The organism is Streptomyces sp. NPDC012637 (assembly GCF_042954805.1).
GTDB lineage: Bacteria > Actinomycetota > Actinomycetes > Streptomycetales > Streptomycetaceae > Streptomyces.
The window spans coordinates 920,438-939,665 of record NZ_JBIBDS010000001.1; the positions used below are offsets into that span (position 1 = coordinate 920,438).

Annotated in this window: 20 protein-coding genes and 1 pseudogene; 4 read left to right on the top strand and 17 right to left on the bottom strand. The window is 69.5% G+C overall.

What is annotated here, in order from left to right:
- Positions 1-276: 276 nt before the first annotated feature.
- From ACFY8W_RS04175 to ACFY8W_RS04190, 4 genes are all read right to left on the bottom strand, one after another.
- Positions 277-2,214 carry an AAA family ATPase gene (locus ACFY8W_RS04175; RefSeq protein WP_391099970.1) on the bottom strand — a complete coding sequence of 646 codons (1,938 nt, stop codon included), beginning with the start codon at positions 2,212-2,214 and terminating at the stop codon, positions 277-279.
- A 490-nt stretch (positions 2,215-2,704) separates the two neighbouring features.
- The gene (locus ACFY8W_RS04180; protein WP_391099973.1) at positions 2,705-3,517 is read right to left on the bottom strand and encodes a DUF317 domain-containing protein; all 813 of its coding nucleotides are present in this window, start codon (positions 3,515-3,517) and stop codon (positions 2,705-2,707) included.
- A gap of 14 nt (positions 3,518-3,531) precedes the next feature.
- Positions 3,532-3,822 carry a hypothetical protein gene (locus tag ACFY8W_RS04185; protein WP_391099976.1) on the bottom strand — a complete coding sequence of 97 codons (291 nt, stop codon included), beginning with the start codon at positions 3,820-3,822 and terminating at the stop codon, positions 3,532-3,534.
- A gap of 104 nt (positions 3,823-3,926) precedes the next feature.
- Positions 3,927-4,280 carry a DUF317 domain-containing protein gene (locus ACFY8W_RS04190; protein WP_391099979.1) on the bottom strand — a complete coding sequence of 118 codons (354 nt, stop codon included), beginning with the start codon at positions 4,278-4,280 and terminating at the stop codon, positions 3,927-3,929.
- A 210-nt stretch (positions 4,281-4,490) separates the two neighbouring features.
- On the opposite strand from ACFY8W_RS04190, the gene ACFY8W_RS04195 reads away from it, so the two are divergent.
- Positions 4,491-6,908 carry a tetratricopeptide repeat protein gene (locus ACFY8W_RS04195; RefSeq protein ID WP_391099982.1) on the top strand — a complete coding sequence of 806 codons (2,418 nt, stop codon included), beginning with the start codon at positions 4,491-4,493 and terminating at the stop codon, positions 6,906-6,908.
- 165 nt (positions 6,909-7,073) lie between these two features.
- Here the strand turns inward: ACFY8W_RS04195 and ACFY8W_RS04200 are convergent, their stop codons facing one another.
- The 3 genes and pseudogenes from ACFY8W_RS04200 to ACFY8W_RS04210 all read right to left on the bottom strand — a co-directional run.
- Positions 7,074-8,030 (bottom strand): FAD-dependent oxidoreductase, encoded by a 957-nt coding sequence (locus ACFY8W_RS04200; RefSeq protein ID WP_391101702.1) that lies wholly within the window; start codon positions 8,028-8,030, stop codon positions 7,074-7,076.
- Between the two features lie 20 nt (positions 8,031-8,050).
- The gene (locus tag ACFY8W_RS04205; protein ID WP_391101704.1) at positions 8,051-8,461 is read right to left on the bottom strand and encodes an NUDIX domain-containing protein; all 411 of its coding nucleotides are present in this window, start codon (positions 8,459-8,461) and stop codon (positions 8,051-8,053) included.
- A 43-nt stretch (positions 8,462-8,504) separates the two neighbouring features.
- Positions 8,505-8,735 (bottom strand): annotated as a pseudogene (locus ACFY8W_RS04210) (pyridine nucleotide-disulfide oxidoreductase); the annotation flags it as partial.
- Positions 8,736-9,086: 351 nt separating this feature from the next.
- On the opposite strand from ACFY8W_RS04210, the gene ACFY8W_RS04215 reads away from it, so the two are divergent.
- The 3 genes from ACFY8W_RS04215 (at position 9,087) to ACFY8W_RS04225 (ending at position 10,950) form a co-directional block, all read left to right on the top strand.
- Positions 9,087-9,554: an NUDIX domain-containing protein gene (locus tag ACFY8W_RS04215; protein ID WP_391099985.1), complete on the top strand. Its 468-nt coding sequence runs from the start codon at positions 9,087-9,089 to the stop codon at positions 9,552-9,554.
- 217 nt (positions 9,555-9,771) lie between these two features.
- Positions 9,772-9,909 (top strand): hypothetical protein, encoded by a 138-nt coding sequence (locus tag ACFY8W_RS04220; protein WP_391099988.1) that lies wholly within the window; start codon positions 9,772-9,774, stop codon positions 9,907-9,909.
- Positions 9,910-10,719: 810 nt separating this feature from the next.
- On the top strand, positions 10,720-10,950 hold the full coding sequence (locus ACFY8W_RS04225; RefSeq protein ID WP_391099990.1) for a hypothetical protein: 231 nt from the start codon (positions 10,720-10,722) through the stop codon (positions 10,948-10,950).
- Positions 10,951-11,236: 286 nt separating this feature from the next.
- Here the strand turns inward: ACFY8W_RS04225 and ACFY8W_RS04230 are convergent, their stop codons facing one another.
- The 10 genes from ACFY8W_RS04230 to ACFY8W_RS04275 form a co-directional block, all read right to left on the bottom strand.
- The gene (locus ACFY8W_RS04230; RefSeq protein WP_391099993.1) at positions 11,237-12,265 is read right to left on the bottom strand and encodes a SpaA isopeptide-forming pilin-related protein; all 1,029 of its coding nucleotides are present in this window, start codon (positions 12,263-12,265) and stop codon (positions 11,237-11,239) included.
- Between the two features lie 34 nt (positions 12,266-12,299).
- Positions 12,300-13,088, bottom strand: a complete 789-nt coding sequence (locus ACFY8W_RS04235) for a DUF317 domain-containing protein (RefSeq protein ID WP_391099994.1) — start codon at positions 13,086-13,088, stop codon at positions 12,300-12,302.
- Positions 13,089-13,149: 61 nt separating this feature from the next.
- Positions 13,150-13,638, bottom strand: coding sequence for a hypothetical protein (locus tag ACFY8W_RS04240; protein ID WP_391099996.1), 489 nt, complete (start codon positions 13,636-13,638; stop codon positions 13,150-13,152).
- Positions 13,639-13,668: 30 nt separating this feature from the next.
- Positions 13,669-14,538, bottom strand: coding sequence for a DUF317 domain-containing protein (locus tag ACFY8W_RS04245; protein WP_391099997.1), 870 nt, complete (start codon positions 14,536-14,538; stop codon positions 13,669-13,671).
- A complete protein-coding gene (locus ACFY8W_RS04250; RefSeq protein WP_391099999.1) occupies positions 14,535-15,764 on the bottom strand; it encodes an ATP-grasp domain-containing protein in 1,230 nt (409 codons plus the stop codon). Before ACFY8W_RS04250 ends, ACFY8W_RS04245 begins: the two co-directional genes overlap by 4 nt.
- Positions 15,765-15,818: 54 nt before the next feature.
- On the bottom strand, positions 15,819-16,127 hold the full coding sequence (locus ACFY8W_RS04255) for a hypothetical protein (protein ID WP_391100001.1): 309 nt from the start codon (positions 16,125-16,127) through the stop codon (positions 15,819-15,821).
- Between the two features lie 29 nt (positions 16,128-16,156).
- A complete protein-coding gene (locus ACFY8W_RS04260; protein ID WP_391101706.1) occupies positions 16,157-17,377 on the bottom strand; it encodes an MFS transporter in 1,221 nt (406 codons plus the stop codon).
- Between the two features lie 11 nt (positions 17,378-17,388).
- Complete coding sequence (locus ACFY8W_RS04265; RefSeq protein WP_391100004.1) at positions 17,389-17,907, bottom strand: hypothetical protein; 519 nt, start codon at positions 17,905-17,907, stop codon at positions 17,389-17,391.
- Positions 17,904-18,755 carry a winged helix-turn-helix transcriptional regulator gene (locus ACFY8W_RS04270; protein ID WP_391100006.1) on the bottom strand — a complete coding sequence of 284 codons (852 nt, stop codon included), beginning with the start codon at positions 18,753-18,755 and terminating at the stop codon, positions 17,904-17,906. Before ACFY8W_RS04270 ends, ACFY8W_RS04265 begins: the two co-directional genes overlap by 4 nt.
- A 43-nt stretch (positions 18,756-18,798) precedes the next feature.
- Entirely contained in the window at positions 18,799-19,218 is a 420-nt protein-coding gene (locus tag ACFY8W_RS04275; RefSeq protein WP_391100009.1) for a hypothetical protein, read from the bottom strand.
- Positions 19,219-19,228 lie beyond the last annotated feature (10 nt).

Genomic DNA, 19,228 nt, shown 5'->3' on the forward strand with positions numbered 1-19,228 from the left:
ACGACACCGGCGCCCTCGATCTCTACGGTCGGGGGCGCTGGCGTACTCGCCCGCTGGACGGCTCAGCTGGGTGGGTTACGTAGGTCGTGTCAGCCTCCGCGTTATGTCAACCTGCTGGCGCGAAGGCATCTGGCACGACCACGTCAGCCACCAGGCCAACAACGAGATCAACACACCCACCGAGAGGCCCCTGACGGCATAAAGGTTGACTTAGGAACTCACGCGGGTCACCCCGGGCCGCCTGCCGGGCGGCCCGGATACTGGCCGCCGTGGCCGTCAGGGAAGGAGCGCGTTGAGCCGGGTGAACAGCTTGCCCGCGCGGAGGGCGGTCGCCGCGTCGATCCGGTCGAACAGGTCCGCCTGTTCCCTCAGCAGGGTGGCCGACGGACGGTAGTGGTTGAAGCGGCCCTTGGTGAGGTTGCGCTTCTTGAAGACGGCTTCGACCTGTCGGACGATGCGCGGGTCGTTCGGGTTGAGGTCATCGGCTGTGATCGGCTGGGTGAGGTCGTTGCGGTAGGCGCGGTTGACCAGCTCCAGGTAGAAGGCCGGGGCGAAGAGGTCTTCGATGTCCGCGTCCGCAGTGCCGGTGAACTCGCTGACCTGGACGAGGCCGCCGGCAGTCAGCTGGCCGTTGTCGCGCAGCCGCTGGACGGCACCGGTGTCCTTGGTGCTGGAGTCCGTCAGCACGGCGACGTGCAGCTTGTTCGCCCCGAGGAGGGTGACGAAGGTGGAAAGCTTGCCGGCGCCGCCGATGGGGGTCTTCACCCAGCGCGGGTCGAGCCCCTCCAGGCCCTGGGCCTCGGCGGCCTCACTCAGCACGTCGAGGTAGATCAGGTCGCTCGGGCCCTCAAGGAGCAAGGTGTACTCGCCGACGAAGAGCGTCTGGGTCATCTCGATGCCCATGGCGGTCAGCAGCGGGAACGCGGTGTCCTCATCAGCGCGGAAGATGTCCTCCGACACCTTCGTGCCGGCCCGGTCGTGATCGATGACGGTGCGGACCCGGTGCAGGCTGCCGGGCGAGATCATGAACGGCGAGTGCGTGGTGTAGAGCACCTGGTGCTTGGGCGCCAGCCGCTCGTCGATGAGCCGCAGGAAGTCCTTCTGGGCGCAGGCGTGCAACGACAGCCCGGGCTCGTCCAGCAGGATCACCAGGTCGCTGCTGGCTCCCTCCTCGAGCTCGTTGAAGTAGGCCAGGAAGGAGAAGAACCAGACGAACCCACGTGAGCGCTCGTCGAAGGGGACCGAGGCGCGGTGCCGCCGGTTGTGGACGCGGATCTGCAGGATCGGTCCCTGGTCCAGCGGCGGTGCGGCACCGCTTTCCGGCGGGAGGATCTCCAGCTTCACTTCCAGCTCGTCGCTCTGCGACCAGTACTCGAACACCTCGTCGGAGATGACGTTGCCGGCGTTCTCCAGTTCCCGGATCAGCCGTTCGTGCTGTGCGGTCTCCTGGAAGTCCTCCGGCCGGATCCCGGCCATGCTCAGCAGGCTGAGCAGGGCCCGCTCGCCCCGCGTGATCGTGCCCCCGTCGCGGCGGGCGATCAGATCGGGGATCGAGATCTTGCCGGGCATCGCGTCGTAGTCGTCGAAGTAGACGAACTTCGGCATCTTCGGCGCGATGTACTCGTCGATCACAAAGAGCGCGACGTCCTGCCCCCGCCAGCCGCGGACGCGGGAGGCGAGGGCCTGCGCGGCCGCCGAGATCTCCTCCGGTGTGCCGAGCGCTTCCAGGCCCTCCAGCAGGGTCTTGATCGTGGTGGCCTGAGCTACTGCCGGGTCGGTGGCGGAGGGTTGGTCCAGCTTCGTGCGCAGGTGGGCTGTGATGGCCGCTTCGTCGCAGTCGATGTCGAACTGCTCGGTGGCGTCCCGGTAGCCCTTGGTGACGGTGAACTCGCGGCTCTTCAGGGCGCCCGGCCCCAGGTCAGCCTCGATCGCTGCGAGTTCGACGTCGTTGAGGCGGAAGGACGCCTCGACGACCGGGATGAGCTGGTCGGCGGGGGCCTGCTTGCGCTGGCGGGTCAGCCGGGCGGGGTAGTCGATCACCTCGTCGAACCCGGCCGAGGGCTCCACCGGCCGCATCCGGTAGAGAACCCGCAGGAGGTTCGTCTTGCCGGACTCGTTTTTGCCGACGAGGGCGGTGACGTCGGGCTCGACGCGGAATTCCTCGGAGTCCTCCACCGAGCGGTAGCTGGAGACGCGGGCACCGGTCAGTTCCATGTGGGGCGGTCCTTCCTCGAAGTGCGAGGGGACCGGGACGGTCTCGAGCAACGGCCCACCGGTGCCGGGCGGCCAGCAAGCCGCCCGCCCGTCCGGGTAGGGTCCAGATGTCAGTCAGGAGTGTCCCCGGGGCCGTCACCCGAGACGGCCCCGGGGCCTTCTCATGTGCTTCTGCTGAGGGTAGCCCTCAGCACTGACACTCCCGTGGCGGTTTTCACGCCCCCTGCCAGCCCGACGAAGGCAGGGGAGAACCGCGCAGTCCCAGGAGAACCGGACCAACGCAGGACGGATGGTTCAGGAGCGAGACGACTCCCGCCGCCTCAAGACAGACTGCGCAGCGGGTCCGGGAGCCCCATGCGGCACCGAGCGCGATGTTTGTCGCCGCCCGTTCGGGCGGCGACATCCCAGTACGCACGAAGCTCGGCCACGCCAATTCGGGGTGGCCGAGCTTCGTGCGTGCCAGCGTGACGGACCTGCCCTGCGGCGGCGGTTAGCCAGCCGGGGCACGGAGGAGGCGATCCTGTGTGCTCTCGGGCAGGACCCGGCGCAGGACCGGCGCGGTGGAGCTGAGCGAGGCCGCGAAGGCGTGGACAAGGTCGTGCGGCACGCTTGCGCCGAAAGACGCAGCCCAGAGATACCGTGCCCCGAGTACGGGCTCGGCCCATGCCTGCCATCCAGCGGGGCCAGCCTCGTCGGCCTCGGCCGTCAGGGCGCGCGGGTCGCTGTCCTGGATGAGAGGCGGTACCTCGCCCAGGCTGAGGTGCGAGGTGAAGGTCGGGTCCATCGCCCATGCGTCGGGCTGATCTATGTGGCGGAGCCAGCCGTGCGTAGTGACGGCATCCAGGACCAGCTCTGGCCCGGCGAGGGGCACGGCAGGCTCGTCGCGCGCGTCGAGCGCGACGAGGAAGTCGACGAGGACCTCGCCCGGGACATCGGGGGTGAAGTACGCGGACCACATCGCGAGCGGGCTGCTCGTGTCCGCGCGAGCCGAGACCTGCCAGGCGATCGGCAGGCCACCGAGATGGAACGGCTCGTCCGCGAGGACCCACTGGGCCCACCGGAGGGTGTCAGGGCTGATGTGCAGGACGGTGCTGCGCAGGACCTCTCGGTCCTCGTCCGGTTTCTGTCGCCCGCGGACGATCGTCAGGCTCGTCCAGCCAAGGTTGGCGAGCGTGTCGGCCACGGCGTCGTAGAGCCGCCCGTCGTCACCGGCCAGGTGCCGGGGACCGACCCAGCACGCGGACTGAGTGCTGTTCGCGGCGGAAGGATCGAGCGGGAAGTCGGGGTACAGGGGCGCCTCCAAAGACTGGTGAGGATCTACTCGCCGCCGGCACGACGGCGAGGGCGGCGCGGGGGCGCCTGGACGGGCGTCTGCCAGGCCAGGGCGACAGCGACCTCGGGCGGCAGATGACCGAGCTGCGTGTTCGCGTCCCGGCCCTCAGCCAGATAGACGACGGGTCGCCCGGTCTCGTCCACAGCCTGGATGACCTGTTCGAGGCGATGCGCCATCGGGAAGAACGGGTTTATCGCCAGGCGCAGCGGAGTGCTGCGGTCGTGGACGGACAGGTGGTCGATGAGATCGCCGACGGTCATCTCCGTGTGTTCCACGGGAACTCCTTGCACGAGGAAGGCAACTGAGGATGGAGGGCGCAACGCCGCCGAAGAGCCGAGAAAGAGCCGCCATCGGGAAGGTCCCGCTCGGCGATCTGGCGTTACACGCGCCGTGAGGTCTCAAGCACCCGGGCCACGGCGGCGGCCACGATCTCGGCCGGCGTCTCAATGTCGAAGGACACGTGATATCCGCGCACTTTGGCCGTGCCGGTGACGGCGATCTTCCATCCCTCCCCGTCTGTGCCGGGGCGGCCGAGCGGGAACCAGCCGAGGTAGAAGCGACCGTCCTTCGAGTTGACGTGCACGTCCGCGCGGTCGTCCACGACCAGATGGAAGTCGTCCGCGGAGAACTGGTCCATGACGAGCGTGGGCTGCCCCGGGCCGAGCTGCCAATCACGCAGCCGCAGCGCCTCGACGGTGGTGGAGAATCCGGGATCCACGGGAGCCACGGTCACAGGCAATCACCTCTCTCACCTGGGGTTTCTCGGGAAGGTCGTCTACGTTGACATGCTCGCGCACCCGTTGGCCAGTCTTTCCGGGTTCTTTCCTGTCTGCCGCGGGCGAACTGCTGTCCCCTGTCATCCAATCGAGGCGTTTGACATCGAACCCAGCCGTACCGGCTGGGGAGGACGGGGCCATACCGCACGTCGAGGCGTCGTGTGTGGATGTACGCGAGCGTCGGCCAGCGGAGGCTAGACGGCGCTGAACTGAGCCCGCAGGATGGTTTTCCTAAACATCCGGGAGGGATCGTGGCGGGTCGCGTCCGTTTATGGCTCGCGTATTTTGTACTTGCCGTGCTCGCTGGCCTGGCAGGAGTCATCGCGGCGATTTGGATGCCTCCGGAGCGAGCGGCCGCTGTCGCGGCCATAGCCGCAGCGATCACGGCGTTGCCCGTCACCCGCGTATCGGCCCGCATCGACACGGCTACCCGGCAGCGCGAACTCATGTCAGCCAGCCTCTACGCGGCCAGTGCTACTGGCCGACTGCCCCGCGTGCGCGATCTGATTGACCCGATCGCGTTGGGCGTGCACGCCGCCGAGACCGTTGTCAGGGACGGTGTCACAGACCGCGTGGCGCCGTTCATTCAGCGGGACCGAGAAGCCGACGTACACGCCGCCGTCACAAAAGGCGGCTTCGTTCTGATCGTCGGCGAGTCCACGGCCGGGAAGACACGGCTTGCCTACGAGGCCCTGCATACATTGCGGCCGAACCACGCCTTCGCCTACCCCGCCCCATCAGCGCTGCATGCCCTCCTACCCGCCGCACAGAGGGAGAAGAATTGCGTCGTGTGGCTGGATGACCTCGAACGCTACCTCGGCGCACAGGGACTCACCGCCCAACTACTCACCCAACTACTCGGCGACAATTCACGGAACGTGCTTGTCATAGCCACCATGCGAGCTCACGAGCATCAACAGTTTCTCTCTCCCCACACTGAGGTACCTCCAGAAGAGCGGGCGATGCGCGAGCGGACAACTCGCGAGCTGCTGCAAAGCGCTCGAACCATCAGAATCGACCGCCACTGGTCAGCAGCCGAACGTGCGCGCGCCGCAGAGCATGCCACCGATCCACGACTCGCCCGTGCGGTTGAAGATGATCGTTTCGGTATCGCGGAAACCCTCGCCTGCGGCCCGACCATGCTTGAGTCCTGGCGAAACGCCTGGGCGCCTGGCGGGCATCCACGAGCTGCTGCCGTTATGGCCGCGGCCGTTGACTGCCGACGTCTGGGAATGCACGCCCCTGTGACATCCGCCGTCCTGGCGGACTTGCACTGCCGCTACCTGGAAGACCGCGGCGGCGACCGACTTCGGCCCGAGCCCATGGAGGAGGCGCTCGCCTGGCTGTGCACTCCCGTGCACGGTGCGACCGGAAGTCTGCTGATCAGTGCGGCCGGCGGATATCAAGCGTTCGACTACCTCCTCGATGTCCCTGATCTTCAGCCCGTTCCGGAGGGAATGGCGCTGGCTTTGGCCTCGCTTCTCGATCCTGAACATGCCCATAACGTGGGGCTCGCTGCCGGTCGGCTTGGCCACTGGGAAGAGGCATATCAAATCCACCATGCTGTCGTCGCCGAGCGCGTCCATGTACTGGGCTCCGACCACCCCGACACCCTTGCCAGCCGCTACGAGGTCGGCTTCGCCCTCAGCCGCACCGGCCGCGCCGCCGACGCACTGCGCGAATACAGCCGCGTCACGGAGGGCCGCGAGCGCACCCTCGGCGCCGACCACGCCGACACCCTCACCGCCCGCCAGGAAACGGCCTACGTGCTCGGCCAGCTGGGCCGCCACTTCGAGGCCCACCAGGTGTACGCCTCGGTCCTAGCCGCTCGCGAACGCTCCCCGCGCCTCGGCCCCGACCACCCCGACACCCTGCGCTGTCGCCACAACCTCGCCTACCACCTCAGCCGCCTCGGCCGCCCCGAGGACTCCTACCACATGGCCCGCAACGTCGCCGCCGCCCGAGCACGCGTGCTCGGCGCCGACCACCCCGACACCCTCAGCACCCGCTACGAAGTCGCGCATACCCTCGGCCAGCTCGGCCGCTGGAACGAGGCCCTCCAGACCTACTGCGAGGTCGCCGAGGCCCGCCACCAGGCCCTCGGCGCTGACCACCTCGACACCCTCGCCGCCCGCTACGAGGTCGGCGTCAGCCTCGGCCGCCTCGGCCGCAGCGCCGAAGCCCTCACCCTCTACCGCGACCTCATCGACGACCGCACGCGCGTGAATGGCCCCAACGCCCCCGAGACCCTGCGCGCCCGGCACGGCCTCGGGGTCAACCTCGGCCGCCTCGGCCGCTGGGAAGAAGCCCTCGACGAAGCCCGCAACGTCTGCGCCATCCGCGAGCGCGTGCTCGGCGCCGACCACCCCGACACCCTCGTCAGCGGACGCGAAGTCGCCGTCGGCCTCGGCTGGCTAGACCGCTGGGCCGACGCCCTCACCGAATACCGCAAGGTCGCCGCCGCCCGCGAGCGCGCCCTCGGCCGCGACCATCCCGACGCCCTCGCCAGCCGCAACGATGAGGCCCACTGCCTGGAACAACTCAGCCGCAGCCAGGAGGCTACCGAGGGCGAAGATCGTCACTGACGGTCACCTGGTTCGTGGCTATTTCATCCCGCCGAGCAGCCGTGAGCGGAGAATCAAACGACCACCATCATCCTCCCGTTGACATCCGACCATGTCGGCCCAATTCAAAGCGCTGCACACGACTAACTTCACCGGCGAAGGACAGCTGCCTGTCCTGCGAGGCTGTCACTTGGCGGAGAGCAACTCCCGAGTTTCTTCGGCACACCCCCACGACAGCGTGACGCCAGCACCCCCGTGCCCGTAGTTGTGGACGACCACGGTGCCGACCTCGTCATCTCGCTCCGCCTCCACGCGGACCGTGGCACGGGTCGGTCGAGAGCCGATCCGGTGCTCCAGGACGCGGGCCTCGGCGAGGCGGGGTTCGACCTCGGCACAGCGGGCAAGGATGTCGGCCGCCGCCTTGCCGTCAGGAGCGAGGTCGCCTTCGCCGTCGACGGCTGTGCCGCCCAGGACGACGGTGTCGCCGTGGGGATAAAAGCACAGCAGGTCCTGCGAGAGGCCCGTGTCCTCGGAGAAGAACTCGGTCAGCCCTGGGTTGGTGACGACGACGTGCTGGCCGCGGATGGGCCGAAGGTCAGGGTCCTGGACCAGCTCCTGGGCACCGAGGCCGGAGCAGTTGACGATCAATGTGGCCGGGTCGGCGTCCGCGAGCGAGGACAAGCGTCGGCGTTCGACCGTCCCCCCAGCAGCGTCGAGCCGACGCAGGAGGTAGGCGAGGTAGGCGGGCATGTCTATCAGCGGCACCGTGAACCGGTAGCCGGCCGAAAACGCGGCCGGCAGTTCAGCCGGCTCGCACGGCCGGAAGCCGGGCAGGGCGGTGGCCCAGTCCGGTGGCGCCTCGGCCGTGCGGGATGCCTCGATGCCGCTGGTGAGCCGGACGCCCGTGGCCGGGTCCTCCGCCAACTCGCGGAAGATCTCCAGGGACCGTTGCCCCCACTGGTCGACCCTGTCCTTCGGTTCGACCAGATACGGCCCCCACATCGCCCCGGCGGCCAGCGAGGTGGCACCCGGAACCTGCTCGGCAATCACGTGCACTGAGGCTCCAGCCTCGGCGAGAACGACGGCAGTGGTGAGCCCTGCCACGCCGGCCCCGACAACAACAACACGTCCCTGGCGCCTCAAGGGCGTTGACCCACCGGAGTTCACGGCAGTAGAGCAGCGTCGAGGTAGTTCTGCACCGGCTCGAACAGCCCGTACGGCACGTATTGCGCGATCTCGTTGTGCGCGGCCCAGGCCAGGCCGGCCACCTCATCAGCCCTCGCGATGGTTGCCTCGCCGCCAACAGGTTGACATGCTATGTAGTGGATCTCCCGACCCGTCATGGGGTGAACCCGTTGCCCCAGCACGCTCTGCGGGGTCACCAGGAGTCCGGTCTCTTCCTGGGTCTCACGCTCTGCGGCCTCTTCGGGGGTTTCGGCAGGTTCAACCTTCCCTGCCGGGAACTGCCACGAGAGTGCGCCTTCCGCCACGCGTCGTCGCACGAGCAGGACGCGCCCGTCCTGAACGACGACGGCAGCGGCAACGGCCACCTCGGACTCACTGGTCACGGAGATTCCCTTCTGAGCGCCGTCGTCGTCGCATCACGCCAACGTGTTCTCAGCCCTTGGTGAGTAGTTCCCTGGCCGCATAGTAGGCGTGCAGCGCGGCCTCGCTACCGGAACCCAGGGCGGTCATGATCCGTTGGAAGCGGGCGGAGCGGAGGTCTCCGGCCACGATGACGCGGGGGTGCTGGTCGGTAGGCGGGCAGTATCCGTCCGGACCACGGGTCAGGTCTCCGGGCGGGGCGGTCGGCGCGTTCCCGATGCTGAGGTAGGCAGCATCCGCCGGCACGGGTTGGTAACTCGCTCCGCTGCCCTCCCAGTTCGACACTGTCCGGTCGCTGACGCCCAGGTAGGCGGCGGAGTCCCGCAGGCTCATGCGCAGGGCGTCGCGTAACAGCCTGGGCTTCCCGGCCGGACCATCGCTGCACCGTGCACCGTCGTACCCCCTGTCCGTCACCCGGTGGAACGCCGAAACGCCCAGCGCAACCGCCCTTGTTCAGCAGTGGTGCAGCACCCGTACGTCACGCCCCGCCATCGGCCTCCACCATGCTGGGTCCACCGAGCCGGGGGTGCCCACCGCCACCAGGCAGCCCTCCGCCCGTTCTCTCCTGTACCACCACCAAAAGGAGCAAACGCCATGACCGACATCGTCAAGCGCAACGCCCGCGCCATCCTCCTCGACGGCGACGAGCTGATCCTGATCAAGCGCACCAAGCCCGGGAGGGAGCCGTACTTGGTGTCCGTCGGCGGAGGGGTCGAGGCGGACGACGCGACCATCGAGGCAGCCCTGCACCGGGAGGTGTTCGAGGAGCTGGGCGGCAAGCTGGAGCGCGCCGAGCTCGTCCACCTGATCACCGACGAGCTGGAGGGCGGCGTCGGCATCCAGCACATCTTCACCGCGCGCCTGGAGTCGATGGACCTGGCCGCGCGAACGGGGACGGAGTTCGCCAAGCCGGAGCGGGGCGGGTACGAGGTGGTCCGCGTGCCCTTCACCGCCGAGGCCGTCCGCGAGCTGAACCTGATGCCGCCAGAACTCGCCGATTTCATCGCCGCGAACACGGACGCGATCGTCTCCGTCCTCAACACCCCGATCCGCGAGGCGTGAGCGATAGCGCAGGTCCCGGACTTCGTCAGCCTCAACGGCCCTGACAACGTGGCCAAGACGACCCACCTGGTACGGCTGACCAAACGGTGGGACGGCTTCCAGCCGCTGGGCGCGGTCCACGAGCACGACCCCGAGCCGTGGGTGCGGGTGGCCGCTGGCGGCTGGCGACTACGCCCGGTGGTGATTCGAGACGTCCCTGACCGTCGAGCTGACCAAGATGCTGCTCGCCGGCCACGCCAAGCGGGCCGCCGCCCGCGAGGCCAGGCGCACGGGCCTGCTCGACCGGGGCCTGCCCATGCTCCTCGCCGTGGCCACCGCGACCTGCGTGGTCAAGGACGGGCTGACGGGTCGGTGAGGCGCTCAAGACCGTGAGGGGCATCGCCGGTTCACGAGCGGCTGAACCGGAGACCTCGATTCTCCTGCTCCCGTCACTCGACGCCGAGCGCAGCTACGCCATCACCAGCGCCCGCGAGAGCCGCCCCTGGACCGGGATCTACCCGGCCTACCAGAAGACGCTGCACGCGGCCCTGGCAGTTCGCCGAGCACCGCCTCTCCACCACCCGCCAGTCAAGACTCGCCACGTGCCAATTGCCAGCGACATGCCGGAGCTTGATGGCCTCGACAGATCACCCACACGAAGCTACGAGAGGCTCCGTCCGGAGCCCACACGACACACAGTCCAGCCGAATCCAGAGGATCGATTGCCCCTTCGCCCCGTGCCGTTCGGCGGCCTAAGTCCGCTTCCGCGACCGCCGATGATGCGCTAAGGTCACCGCCCAGCGGCATGAAGTGAACGCCGTTTCCGATCAGCCTCGCCCACGGGGGTCGTGTACCGGACAAGGACCCTTAGGTCCCACGCCCCGCACACAACCTGCGCTCCGCGCACGACGTCTTGGGGTCCGTGGGCGATCCCGGCAGGGAGACGATCGTGCCCAGGTCCGGCAGCAACCGCGTCAAGAAGCTCGCCCGGGAAGAGCACCGAAGGCTCGGCCGCAACCGCAGGTATCCCGCCGTGCGCGCCCAGATCACAAGTCCTGGTCCCGTCCAGCCCAGCACTGAACTCGTTCCAGTGTGCGGGAAGCTACAGGGCGGCTACACGATCTGGGGATACGAGGTCCCCATCTACCGGTGCGCCCGCCCAGCTGGCCATGAGGTTCTCGACAGCATGGGCGACATGCCCCCGGGCGACTCCTGCATCGGCAGATTCAACGACCCTGCGCACATCGTGCACGGCGAGTACATGGCCCTGGTCGCCCAGGAGACGGCGATGAACACCGACCCCACAGAGTTGGCCGCCTGGTTCGAGGAAGAGAATCGCGCGCACGCCGAGGAACAAGAGATCCTGCGCCAAGAGTTCGGCGGAGACGAGCACTTCTTCGCTGACATGGCCGTGTAAACGCCTGCGCGCCGTGGACCAAATCTGCCTGGTCTGCGGCGCGCACGCGAGCACATCGCCATACCCGCCGTGCGGGTTCTTCTCCTCGAAAAAAGCCCGACGTCCAAGCATCTAGTGTTCACAGAATGTGTCAGTCGTGGTCGGCGACCACGCACCAAAGCTCCCCTTCCCCCTCCAGCCGCTCAGAGGCTTCGCTCAATCTGTGACTCCCGCGAGGCGGATGCCGGGATACGCAGCAGGCCCCCGATATATCCCGGGGGCCTGCTGCTCAAGGACTCATCGTGGGTTAGTTGGCCTCGCTGTTGCTGTCCTGCTCGGTCTCGGCCGCCGCGGGCCGGCGTGCGGCGACGACGGCGCCGATGCCGGCGGCGACGAGGAGGCTGGCGCCGCCGAGGATCCACGGGGTGGCATCGGCTCCGGTGTGGGCGAGGGAGCCGGCCGGCGCCTTCGGCGTTGCGTTGTCGGTCGCGTCTGCCGCTGGGGCGGTCGAGGAGTCGGCGTCCGGCGTGACGGAATCCGTCGGGGTCGCCTTCGACGCGCCCGAGGTGCTGTCGGTGGGCTCGTCCCCAGGCGTGGACGGGGTGGCGGTCGGCTTCTCGGTCGGCATGGGCTTCGGCGGGGTGGCGGTCTTGGCGTTGGTGACGGTCACGGTCACCGGGGCCCCGGGCGTCACGCTGAAGCTCTTCGAGGGCCTGTAGAGGTCATAGCCCGTAGGTGCCTTGACCTGCTTGACCCAGCACTCGGCCTTCCTGCTGGTCACCGGCAGTTCACCGGTGGCGGTGCCCTTCGGGCCGGTGGTGAGTGTCAGCAGGGTCGCCTCGCCGCAGCCGATGTTCACGGTGGAGCCGGGAAGGAGCTTGCCGGTCTTGTCGTCCTTGGCCTTCAGGAGCACCTGGGCCGGCTTGAACGGGTCGACGATCGTCAGGCGGGCGGCGGCGCCCGGGGTGACGATGACGTCCTGGTCAGCGACGACGTCGTGGAGCGGGCTGCCGGAGGAGGTCTCCTTCAGCCGGTAGACGCCGGGGGCGAGGTCGGTGAAGGTCAGCTGCCCTTGGGCGTCCGTCTTGCCGGTGCCCGCTTCCTGGCCGGTGGCGTCAAGAAGGAGGAAGGCAGCGCCGGGCAGGACGTCGCCGGCCGGGTCATTCTTGACGATGGAGACGCTGCCCGTGTCGGGGGCGGGGGTCTGGGTGGAGGTGGCGGAGGGGGTCGGCTCGGGCATGTTGGCGCTTGCGGCCGGGGCCCAGGTGAGGGTGCCGGTCACCGCGGCGGCGACGGTGGCGGATCGGACGGCGACGCGGACGGTACGAGCGTGCACGAGAAGAGGGCTCCTTGATCAGGTCGTGGAAAGGTCATCGGGTCAGGCCGGGGCCAGGGCCCGCAGGAGAGGGAATGGCGGGTGAATGGCCGGTGGGCTGCTTGGCCGTCGCCGTGGCGATATAGAGGTGGTCACGGGTGTGAAAGGGAACGTCCTTGGCCGCCCGGTGGAACGGCTCGGTGGAGATCAGCGAGGCGGTGAAGGCCGCGACGAGCGTGGTGGGCGTACCGAATGAGAAGCGCGCCTGCCAGTGGGGTTCGCTCGGATATCCGCCCCAGGCTGTCCAGGTCGGGCCGTCGGATCCGGTGGTGGCGTACCGGTGCCGCACGCCCCCGAGCCCGTCCGGCGCGAGGAAGATCTGCGTGCCACCGGTCTTGACCTGATGACTCCAGCCACGGGCGAACAGTGGCGCGTACGCCTCGTACGGCGCGGTCGCGTCCTCGTACAGCCAGTCGCGGTCGCTGTGCCGGTCTTCCAGGTAGAGGTCGAGCAGTTCGGTGTGGAGATCGTGCAGCAGCTCGACCGGTGTGGAGGCGTCGAGGGTTATCTGCCAGGCCGCCGGGCCAAATGGGACGCGGTTGGCGGCGATGGTCCACGTTCCCTTGCGGGGCTTGTCGGGTTCGAGGACGAGGCTCGTCCACAGCCGCAGGCAGGGGCTGGTGGCGAAGGCCGTTCCTTCCTCGGGTTGGTGCAGTGACCAGTCCTTGTCGAAGGGGAAGGGCCAGGCGGTATGGGGACTGGCTGGGCCGGGTCCTGCCAGGTGGCGGGGAAGGACCTTCACGGTCTGGGTGGGGTCGAGATTCTTGAACGGGTCGGCCGACACGAAGTGACTCCTGGAAGGGCCGTGCGGAACGCTGGGCATCGGGGAACGGGCGGGCGGCCGGTCACCGGGTGCGGCCACCGCTGCGGGTGGCCGGCGGGACGGGGGCCTTGTGAGCGGTAAGGCCCGTGGTGCGGCGCGTCGCCGACGCGGCCCAAGCGCCGGGGAACCAGATGGCGGTGTACTGCCCGATGGCGTCACGCAGCCCGGTGGTGACGGCACCCTCCCACGGCGGCTTGCCGGGTCGGCGGTACGTGTCGAACGTGCCGTACTGCTTGGTGCCCTTGCGGGTGTTGTGGGCTTCGTCGCGGCGTTGAAAGGTGCCGTGGTCCACGAAGTTGAGCGCGACCGCGTCGATCTCTCCCCGATCCGCGTGGACGACCGCCAGGCGCAGGCCGCCGTATGTGTCCGCGTGGATGTTTCCGGTGAAGCTGATCCGCAGCCGCAGCGGTGCGCCCGCGACGGGGGTGGCGTAGTAGGTGTTGCCCACGACGGTGCTGTCGGGGAAGGGGAGGCACATTTCGGCGAAGAACTCGGGGGCCTGCAGGGACAAGAGGTGTCTCCGGTCGAGGTCGAGCTGGCGTCAGCGGCCCGGGCTGGGCAGGGCTGGGCGGGTGGTGGTGCTCCAGCGCGGGACGCTGGGGGCGGGGAGCGTGGCCGGTCGGCGTGAGACGGCCCGCTGCACGTCGAGCGGGGTCGGGGCCGGCGGGCTTGGCGGGAGGATGGGGGTGAGCTGGGCCATGCCCTCGACGTAGCTGTGGGTGTCCTGACGCCAGCGCGGCAGCGGGGCCGGGTCGGAGACGCACTCGGTGACGGCCTTGAGCAGGGCCACGGGGGTGTCGGTGCTGGCGGTGGCGTACCAGGCGGGGCGGTCGATGGAGGTGCCGGCCCACAGGCTCCAGCGGGCGTCGCGGGTGGTCAGCTCGGCTTCCGGGTCGAGGCGGCCGGTGGTGAACTCCAGTCCGGCGAGCCCGTCGGCGGACTGGATTGCGAAGACTCCCCAGCGGGGGTTGTCGATCTGCCAGCCGCGTTGAATGAGGGGGACGACCGCGAGGAACGGATCGCGGTCCATGCTCCCCGGGTCGGGCGCGGCGAGGTAGGCGTCCGGGCCGTTCTCGTACGCCTCGGCGAGGGCGGTGGTGAAGGCCCGGACGAGCTCGGTGGGGCAGGAGTCGTTGAAGCAGGCTCCCCAGGCCGGCGCACCGAATGGGTCCTTGTAGGCGTTGATCCGCCACAGGCCGTCGTCCTCGCCTTCGGGGAGGAAGCCGAGGCGGACCTTGCGGTCCGGGGAGTTGACGTAGACATTGCCGAGGTCGTCGTGCTCGAGGTCCCAGCCGAGGTCGAGGAGCGGGGCGAGCGCGGGATCGCCGATCCCGATGGAGCCGGCGAGATGGCGCGGGGAGACGTAGACGTCCCCGTCGTTGTCGGAGCGCGGGTCAGGCTCAGGGCTCATCGGACCGCCTGTGTGGTCACGATGATCTCGTCGCCGGCTATGTCGAGGCGCTCGTTGACCTCCGCGGTGTCGCGGCCGGTGACGATGTAGAACCCGGCCCGGGCTGTGAAGAGGTCTCCGTCGGGCGGCAGGAGGATCGGGTCACCGGTCTGGCGGGTCCACTGCACCTGGCGCAGCCAGGGAGTATAGGCGGCAAACGGCTGGTTGATCCGCCGCTCGGTGAGGGTGCCGGAGGCTGCCGGGTAGAGCATGCGGATGCCCGCGGCCTCGCGCCGGGTTGGAGTGAGGTCCGGGCTGTTGCCGCAGGCGAGGTCGGCGGCGGCCTTGGGCAGGTCGATGCCGGTGGCGAGGCGGACGAGGTGGCCGATCATGTCGCCGCCGATGCGTGCGTTGACCTCGATCAGGCGGGGGCGGCCGTCGACCAGGCGCATCTCGACGTGCTGGACGCCGTCGGTGATGCCCAGTGTCTTGATCGCGGCGGCGGCGACCGGGGCGACCTGGACGAGGAGCGGGTCGTCGGGGTCGACGGTGTGACCGGTCTCCTCGAAGTACGGCGGCGGGCCGAGGCTCTTGCGGGTGACGGCAACGGCGGTGGTCACACCGCGGTGGGTGACGCACTCGACCGAGATCTCCGGGCCGTCGAGGTACTCCTCGACAAGGACCGCGGTGTCCTCGCGGCTCTGGCCGGCACCGGCCGAGGCGAAGGTGAAGGCGTCGGGCAGCTGCTCGGGCCGGTCGATGCGGATCACGCCGATGCTTCCGGCGAACGAGGCTGGCTTGATGACGGCGGGGTAGCCGATGGTCATCGTCGCCAGCTCGGCCTCCACGAGGGACCGGGCCCTCATCGAGGCCGCTGAGGGCACGCCGTGGCGGGCGAACAAGGTGCGGGCGGTGGCCTTGTTGCGGCAGGCCCGCATCACCTCGACGGAGTTCGTGGGCAGATCGAGCACGCGGGCGAGGCGAGCGGTGGGAACGAGATGCCACTCCGTCCAGGTGACCACGCCGGCGAGTTCATGGCGCTCGGCGAGGGCGCGGCCGGCGGCAAGCAGGTCGGTGGTGTTGTCGAGGTCGGCGACGGCGTGATCAACGATGTACGGCTTCTCCCACGTCGGCTCGGTGCCGGTGAGCAGGACAACGTCGTAGGAGGCGGCGACCTGTTCCAGGCAGTAGCCGCGGTACGTCTCATCGCCGGGAGACACGACGAGCAGGCGGGGGCGAGCGGACAAGAAGTAGCTTCTCCGAATCGGTGGAGGACTGGGCAAGGTGATGGGAAAGGACTGTCAGGCGGTGCGGCGGCGCCGCAGCTCGAAGGCGGTGGCCCACTCGGGGTGCGCGGCGATCAGCCGCCTGGCGTAGAGGGCGGTGAAGTTGTTGTTCAGCCCGACCACGCCGTTGGGGAGTTGCCGGCGCAGGTCCTCGAAGAGGTTCTTGAGACCGACGCGCGTGGCGCCGGCCGCGAGCCGACGGGCGGCCATGCGCTCCAGGGCACGGTAGACGTGCGGGTTGCGGGCGTCGAAGGCGTGGAACTGTTCGGTGATGGTGCGACCGCTCGCACGGTTCGCCGGAGGGTGGGCAGGGGGCTGGGGCACGGGACGGTCTCCACGGGCTGGGGAAAGGGTCAGGTGCGCAGGGCGGGGTCGGTGCGCAGGCGGGCGAAGGCGAGGAACAGTCCAAGGGCCTGCAGGACGGCACATCCGGTGATGACATGGCCGAGCGCGTCGGGTGGGGTGATCGCGGTCAGTACGCCAGCGAGGGGGAAGGGCAGCAGGAGGATGAGGATGGTCGCCGACAGGGTGCTGCCGAACCTGTCTGGCGGGATCAGGCGGGAGCGCAGGGTGCGCAGGACGACCGTCATGCCGCCCTCGGCGGACATCAGGACCGCGACCAGGACTAGGTACGAGAGGAAGTCGGGGGCCTGGGAGACGGCGAGACAGGCGAGCGAGCCGAGAGCGGCGCAGGCCGCGCCGACCGGCCACAGGCCCAGGCGGTCGATCGCGAACCGGCAGACGGTGACAGCGAGGAGAGTGGCTGCTGCGGCTGCTGACCAGACCAGTCCGACGGCGGTGGTGGACTGGCCGTAGTGGTTGACGACGATCACGGGGCCCGCGGCCTGAAGGAAGCCGGTGGCGAGGTTGGACAGGGTCAGGCCGGTAACGAGCCAGCCGAGCGCAGGCAGGGAGCGGATGGTGCGCCAGCCGGTGATCAGCCCCGCGCCCGCGTTGTTCTTCGGTGCGCGGGCCGGGGCGACCGGTGACGGCGGTGTGCGCAGCGCGAGGAGAGCGGCGAGCAGCGAGAGCACCGTGATCACGGCGAGCATCCGGGGCGGGCCGGCGAGCAGCAGCAGACCTGCGAGTGCCGGTCCGGCCAGGGTCGCGGTCTGGTCGATGCCGAGCAGGACGGCTTGGACGCGGTGGGCCTGCGGCCCTGCTCTGCGGCCCGCGGCGGCGCCGGCGGTCTCGGCCGCGATGTAGCTGAACTCGGTGAGCACTCCTGTGATGGCGGCAAGGGCCATGACCGTCGCGCTCGCCACGATGCCGGCGGGATGGAGGTAGAGGACGACCGCGCCGGCGGCGATCACCAGCGTGCGGCCGAGGGAGGCGAGGAAGAACACGACCGAGGCGCCGCGCCGGTCGACGACCGCGCCGGCCCACCCGAACGCCGCCAGCCTCGGTATCCACTCCAGGGCGAACGCCAGACCTGTGAGCACGGCCGAGCGGGTGGTGGCCAGGACCAGGAGCGGGATGCCGTAGGTGGACATGGCGAACGCGAGGGCGTCCGCCGTGCGCGGCAGGTAGATGCTGCGCAGCAGTCCTGCGGTGTGGCGAGCGTGCCGGGGCATGGTGTGCTCGGTCACGCGGCGGGCTCGGACTCGGCGAGGCGAGCGGCCTGGGAGTACGTGTCCAGCCACTGGCACAGCAGGTCGCTGATCCGGGCCAAGTCCTTGTCGGCCTGTGCACTCGGCAGAGGGGCGCCCGTCGGGCAGCCGGGGCTGTCACCCGAGCTGGGAGCGAGGGCCTTCGCCATGAGGCCGAGGCTGTGCTGGACGCGGCTGGTGAACTCCGAGATCCCGCTCGGGTACGCGTGTCGCCGGGCCCAACGGGCGGTGGCGTCATAGACGTCGGCCAGTTCCATACCGGCCTCGGTCAGGCCCGTTCCGACGCCCGGACGGACGCGGATGAGACCGAGGGTGCGGGCTTGGTCGGTGGTCTGGCGCAGCTGGTGCGTGGAGAGGTCGGCGAGGGTGCTGGCCAGTCCCCGCGGCGGGATCGGGCCGTTGTCGTCGATCTCGGTGATCAGGCGGATCAAGGGGGGCGAGGACAGCATGGTGACGGTGTCCCGGAGTTCGGCCGTGTTGCAGGAGGTGGTCATCGGCGCGGGCCTCCCGCCGGAAGCGCGGCCTTCGGGCGTGCGGTCGCGGCGTGGGAGAACAGGTCGTGGTTCTGCCACGTCGGGGCCGGGGTCTGCCCCGCTCGGGCCGGCGGGGGCGCTGTTGCCGGGGCCGGCAGGCGCGATTGGTTGCTGACCCATCGTTTCGGGGTGGGTTCGGCGCCCGGGCGTCCCCAGACCGGGTGCCGGGCGGCGTGCGCCAGCGGGTGTCCGGCGGACCACGCGGACAGGGCCCCGAAGACGGGTGCCAGGCCGTCGCCCGCGGCGGACAGGCGGTAGGGCTGCCCGATGCCGTCGGAGTCGACCAGGCCGTCGGCCACGAGCTGGCGCAGCGGGGGGTAAATGTTGGTCCAGTCACTGCTGGGCATGACGATCCTGGCCAGCGCCCGGCCGCTGACCTCTTCGCGGGACTTGAGCACCCACAAGATGGCTGCGGCGTGCCTCCGGGTGAGGAGGGTCAGGCTGTCCTCGATCTGCTCGATCGCTGGCAGCGGCCGGTCGGTCTTCTCCAGATGCTCTTCGGCCCAGGTGACGATGAGCGGAAGGATCGGCAGCAGTGCTGCCCCGCGGTCGGTGTGGCCGTAGGTGACGTGGCGCGGGGTGTGCTGGGTGCGCTGGAGGAGGCCGGCGTCGCACAGGGACTGCAGCTTGGGGTGGAGCTGGCCGTTCTGCAGCCAGGACACCTTGGCCGCGATCTCGCTGTACCGCAGCGGCGGGCCGGACAGGGCCAGCATGATCCGCACGTTCCATCGCGGAGTGATCATGGCGAGGGCCTCGGTGACCCGGGCGATGTCGGCGTCGGTGTCGGGAGGCAGACCGGTGATGGCCAAGGGAGGAACTCCTGGGTGGGTGAAAGGGGAGGGCCCGCAGAGGTCAGCGGCTGCGAGCGGCGCTCGCGGCCGGGACGGGAGGGGCGGGCGCGGCGGGTACGGCCGACGCTGAGCCGGGGGATGGCGCGGGTGCGGGGACGGGTCCGAGGCTCTGGAGAACGGCGGAGGCCGTCCTGGCCTGGACGTCGCGGACGGAGACCGCTTCGGCGAGCCGGCGGGAGCAGTCGAGAACGTGTGACACCTCATGTCCGCCGATCTGCCGCTCGGGATGGACGAGTTGGGCGAGGCGGTCACGGTGGGAGGCGATGCTCCGCTCGGCGTGGGCGACTTCGTCGTGCATACCGAGCAGGGCGGACAGCATCCCGGGCGGCAGATCCTGCGCGTGGGATGCGAGGTCGCCCAGCGGTGCTCTGTACAGGTCCTCGATCCGTCCGGCTATCTCGGTGGACGTGAGGTCGGGCAATCGGGGTCTT

Bases quoted from the DNA above. Each gene is read 5' to 3' on its own strand.
- ACFY8W_RS04175 (WP_391099970.1), bottom strand. From the start codon at position 2,214: ATGGAACTGACCGGTGCCCGCGTCTCCAGCTACCGCTCGGTGGAGGAC.
- ACFY8W_RS04195 (WP_391099982.1), top strand. From the start codon at position 4,491: ATGTACGCGAGCGTCGGCCAGCGGAGGCTAGACGGCGCTGAACTGAGC.
- ACFY8W_RS04215 (WP_391099985.1), top strand. From the start codon at position 9,087: ATGACCGACATCGTCAAGCGCAACGCCCGCGCCATCCTCCTCGACGGC.
- ACFY8W_RS04220 (WP_391099988.1), top strand. From the start codon at position 9,772: ATGCTGCTCGCCGGCCACGCCAAGCGGGCCGCCGCCCGCGAGGCCAGG.
- ACFY8W_RS04225 (WP_391099990.1), top strand. From the start codon at position 10,720: ATGGGCGACATGCCCCCGGGCGACTCCTGCATCGGCAGATTCAACGAC.
- ACFY8W_RS04245 (WP_391099997.1), bottom strand. From the start codon at position 14,538: ATGAGCCCTGAGCCTGACCCGCGCTCCGACAACGACGGGGACGTCTAC.
- ACFY8W_RS04260 (WP_391101706.1), bottom strand. From the start codon at position 17,377: ATGCCCCGGCACGCTCGCCACACCGCAGGACTGCTGCGCAGCATCTAC.
- ACFY8W_RS04265 (WP_391100004.1), bottom strand. From the start codon at position 17,907: ATGACCACCTCCTGCAACACGGCCGAACTCCGGGACACCGTCACCATG.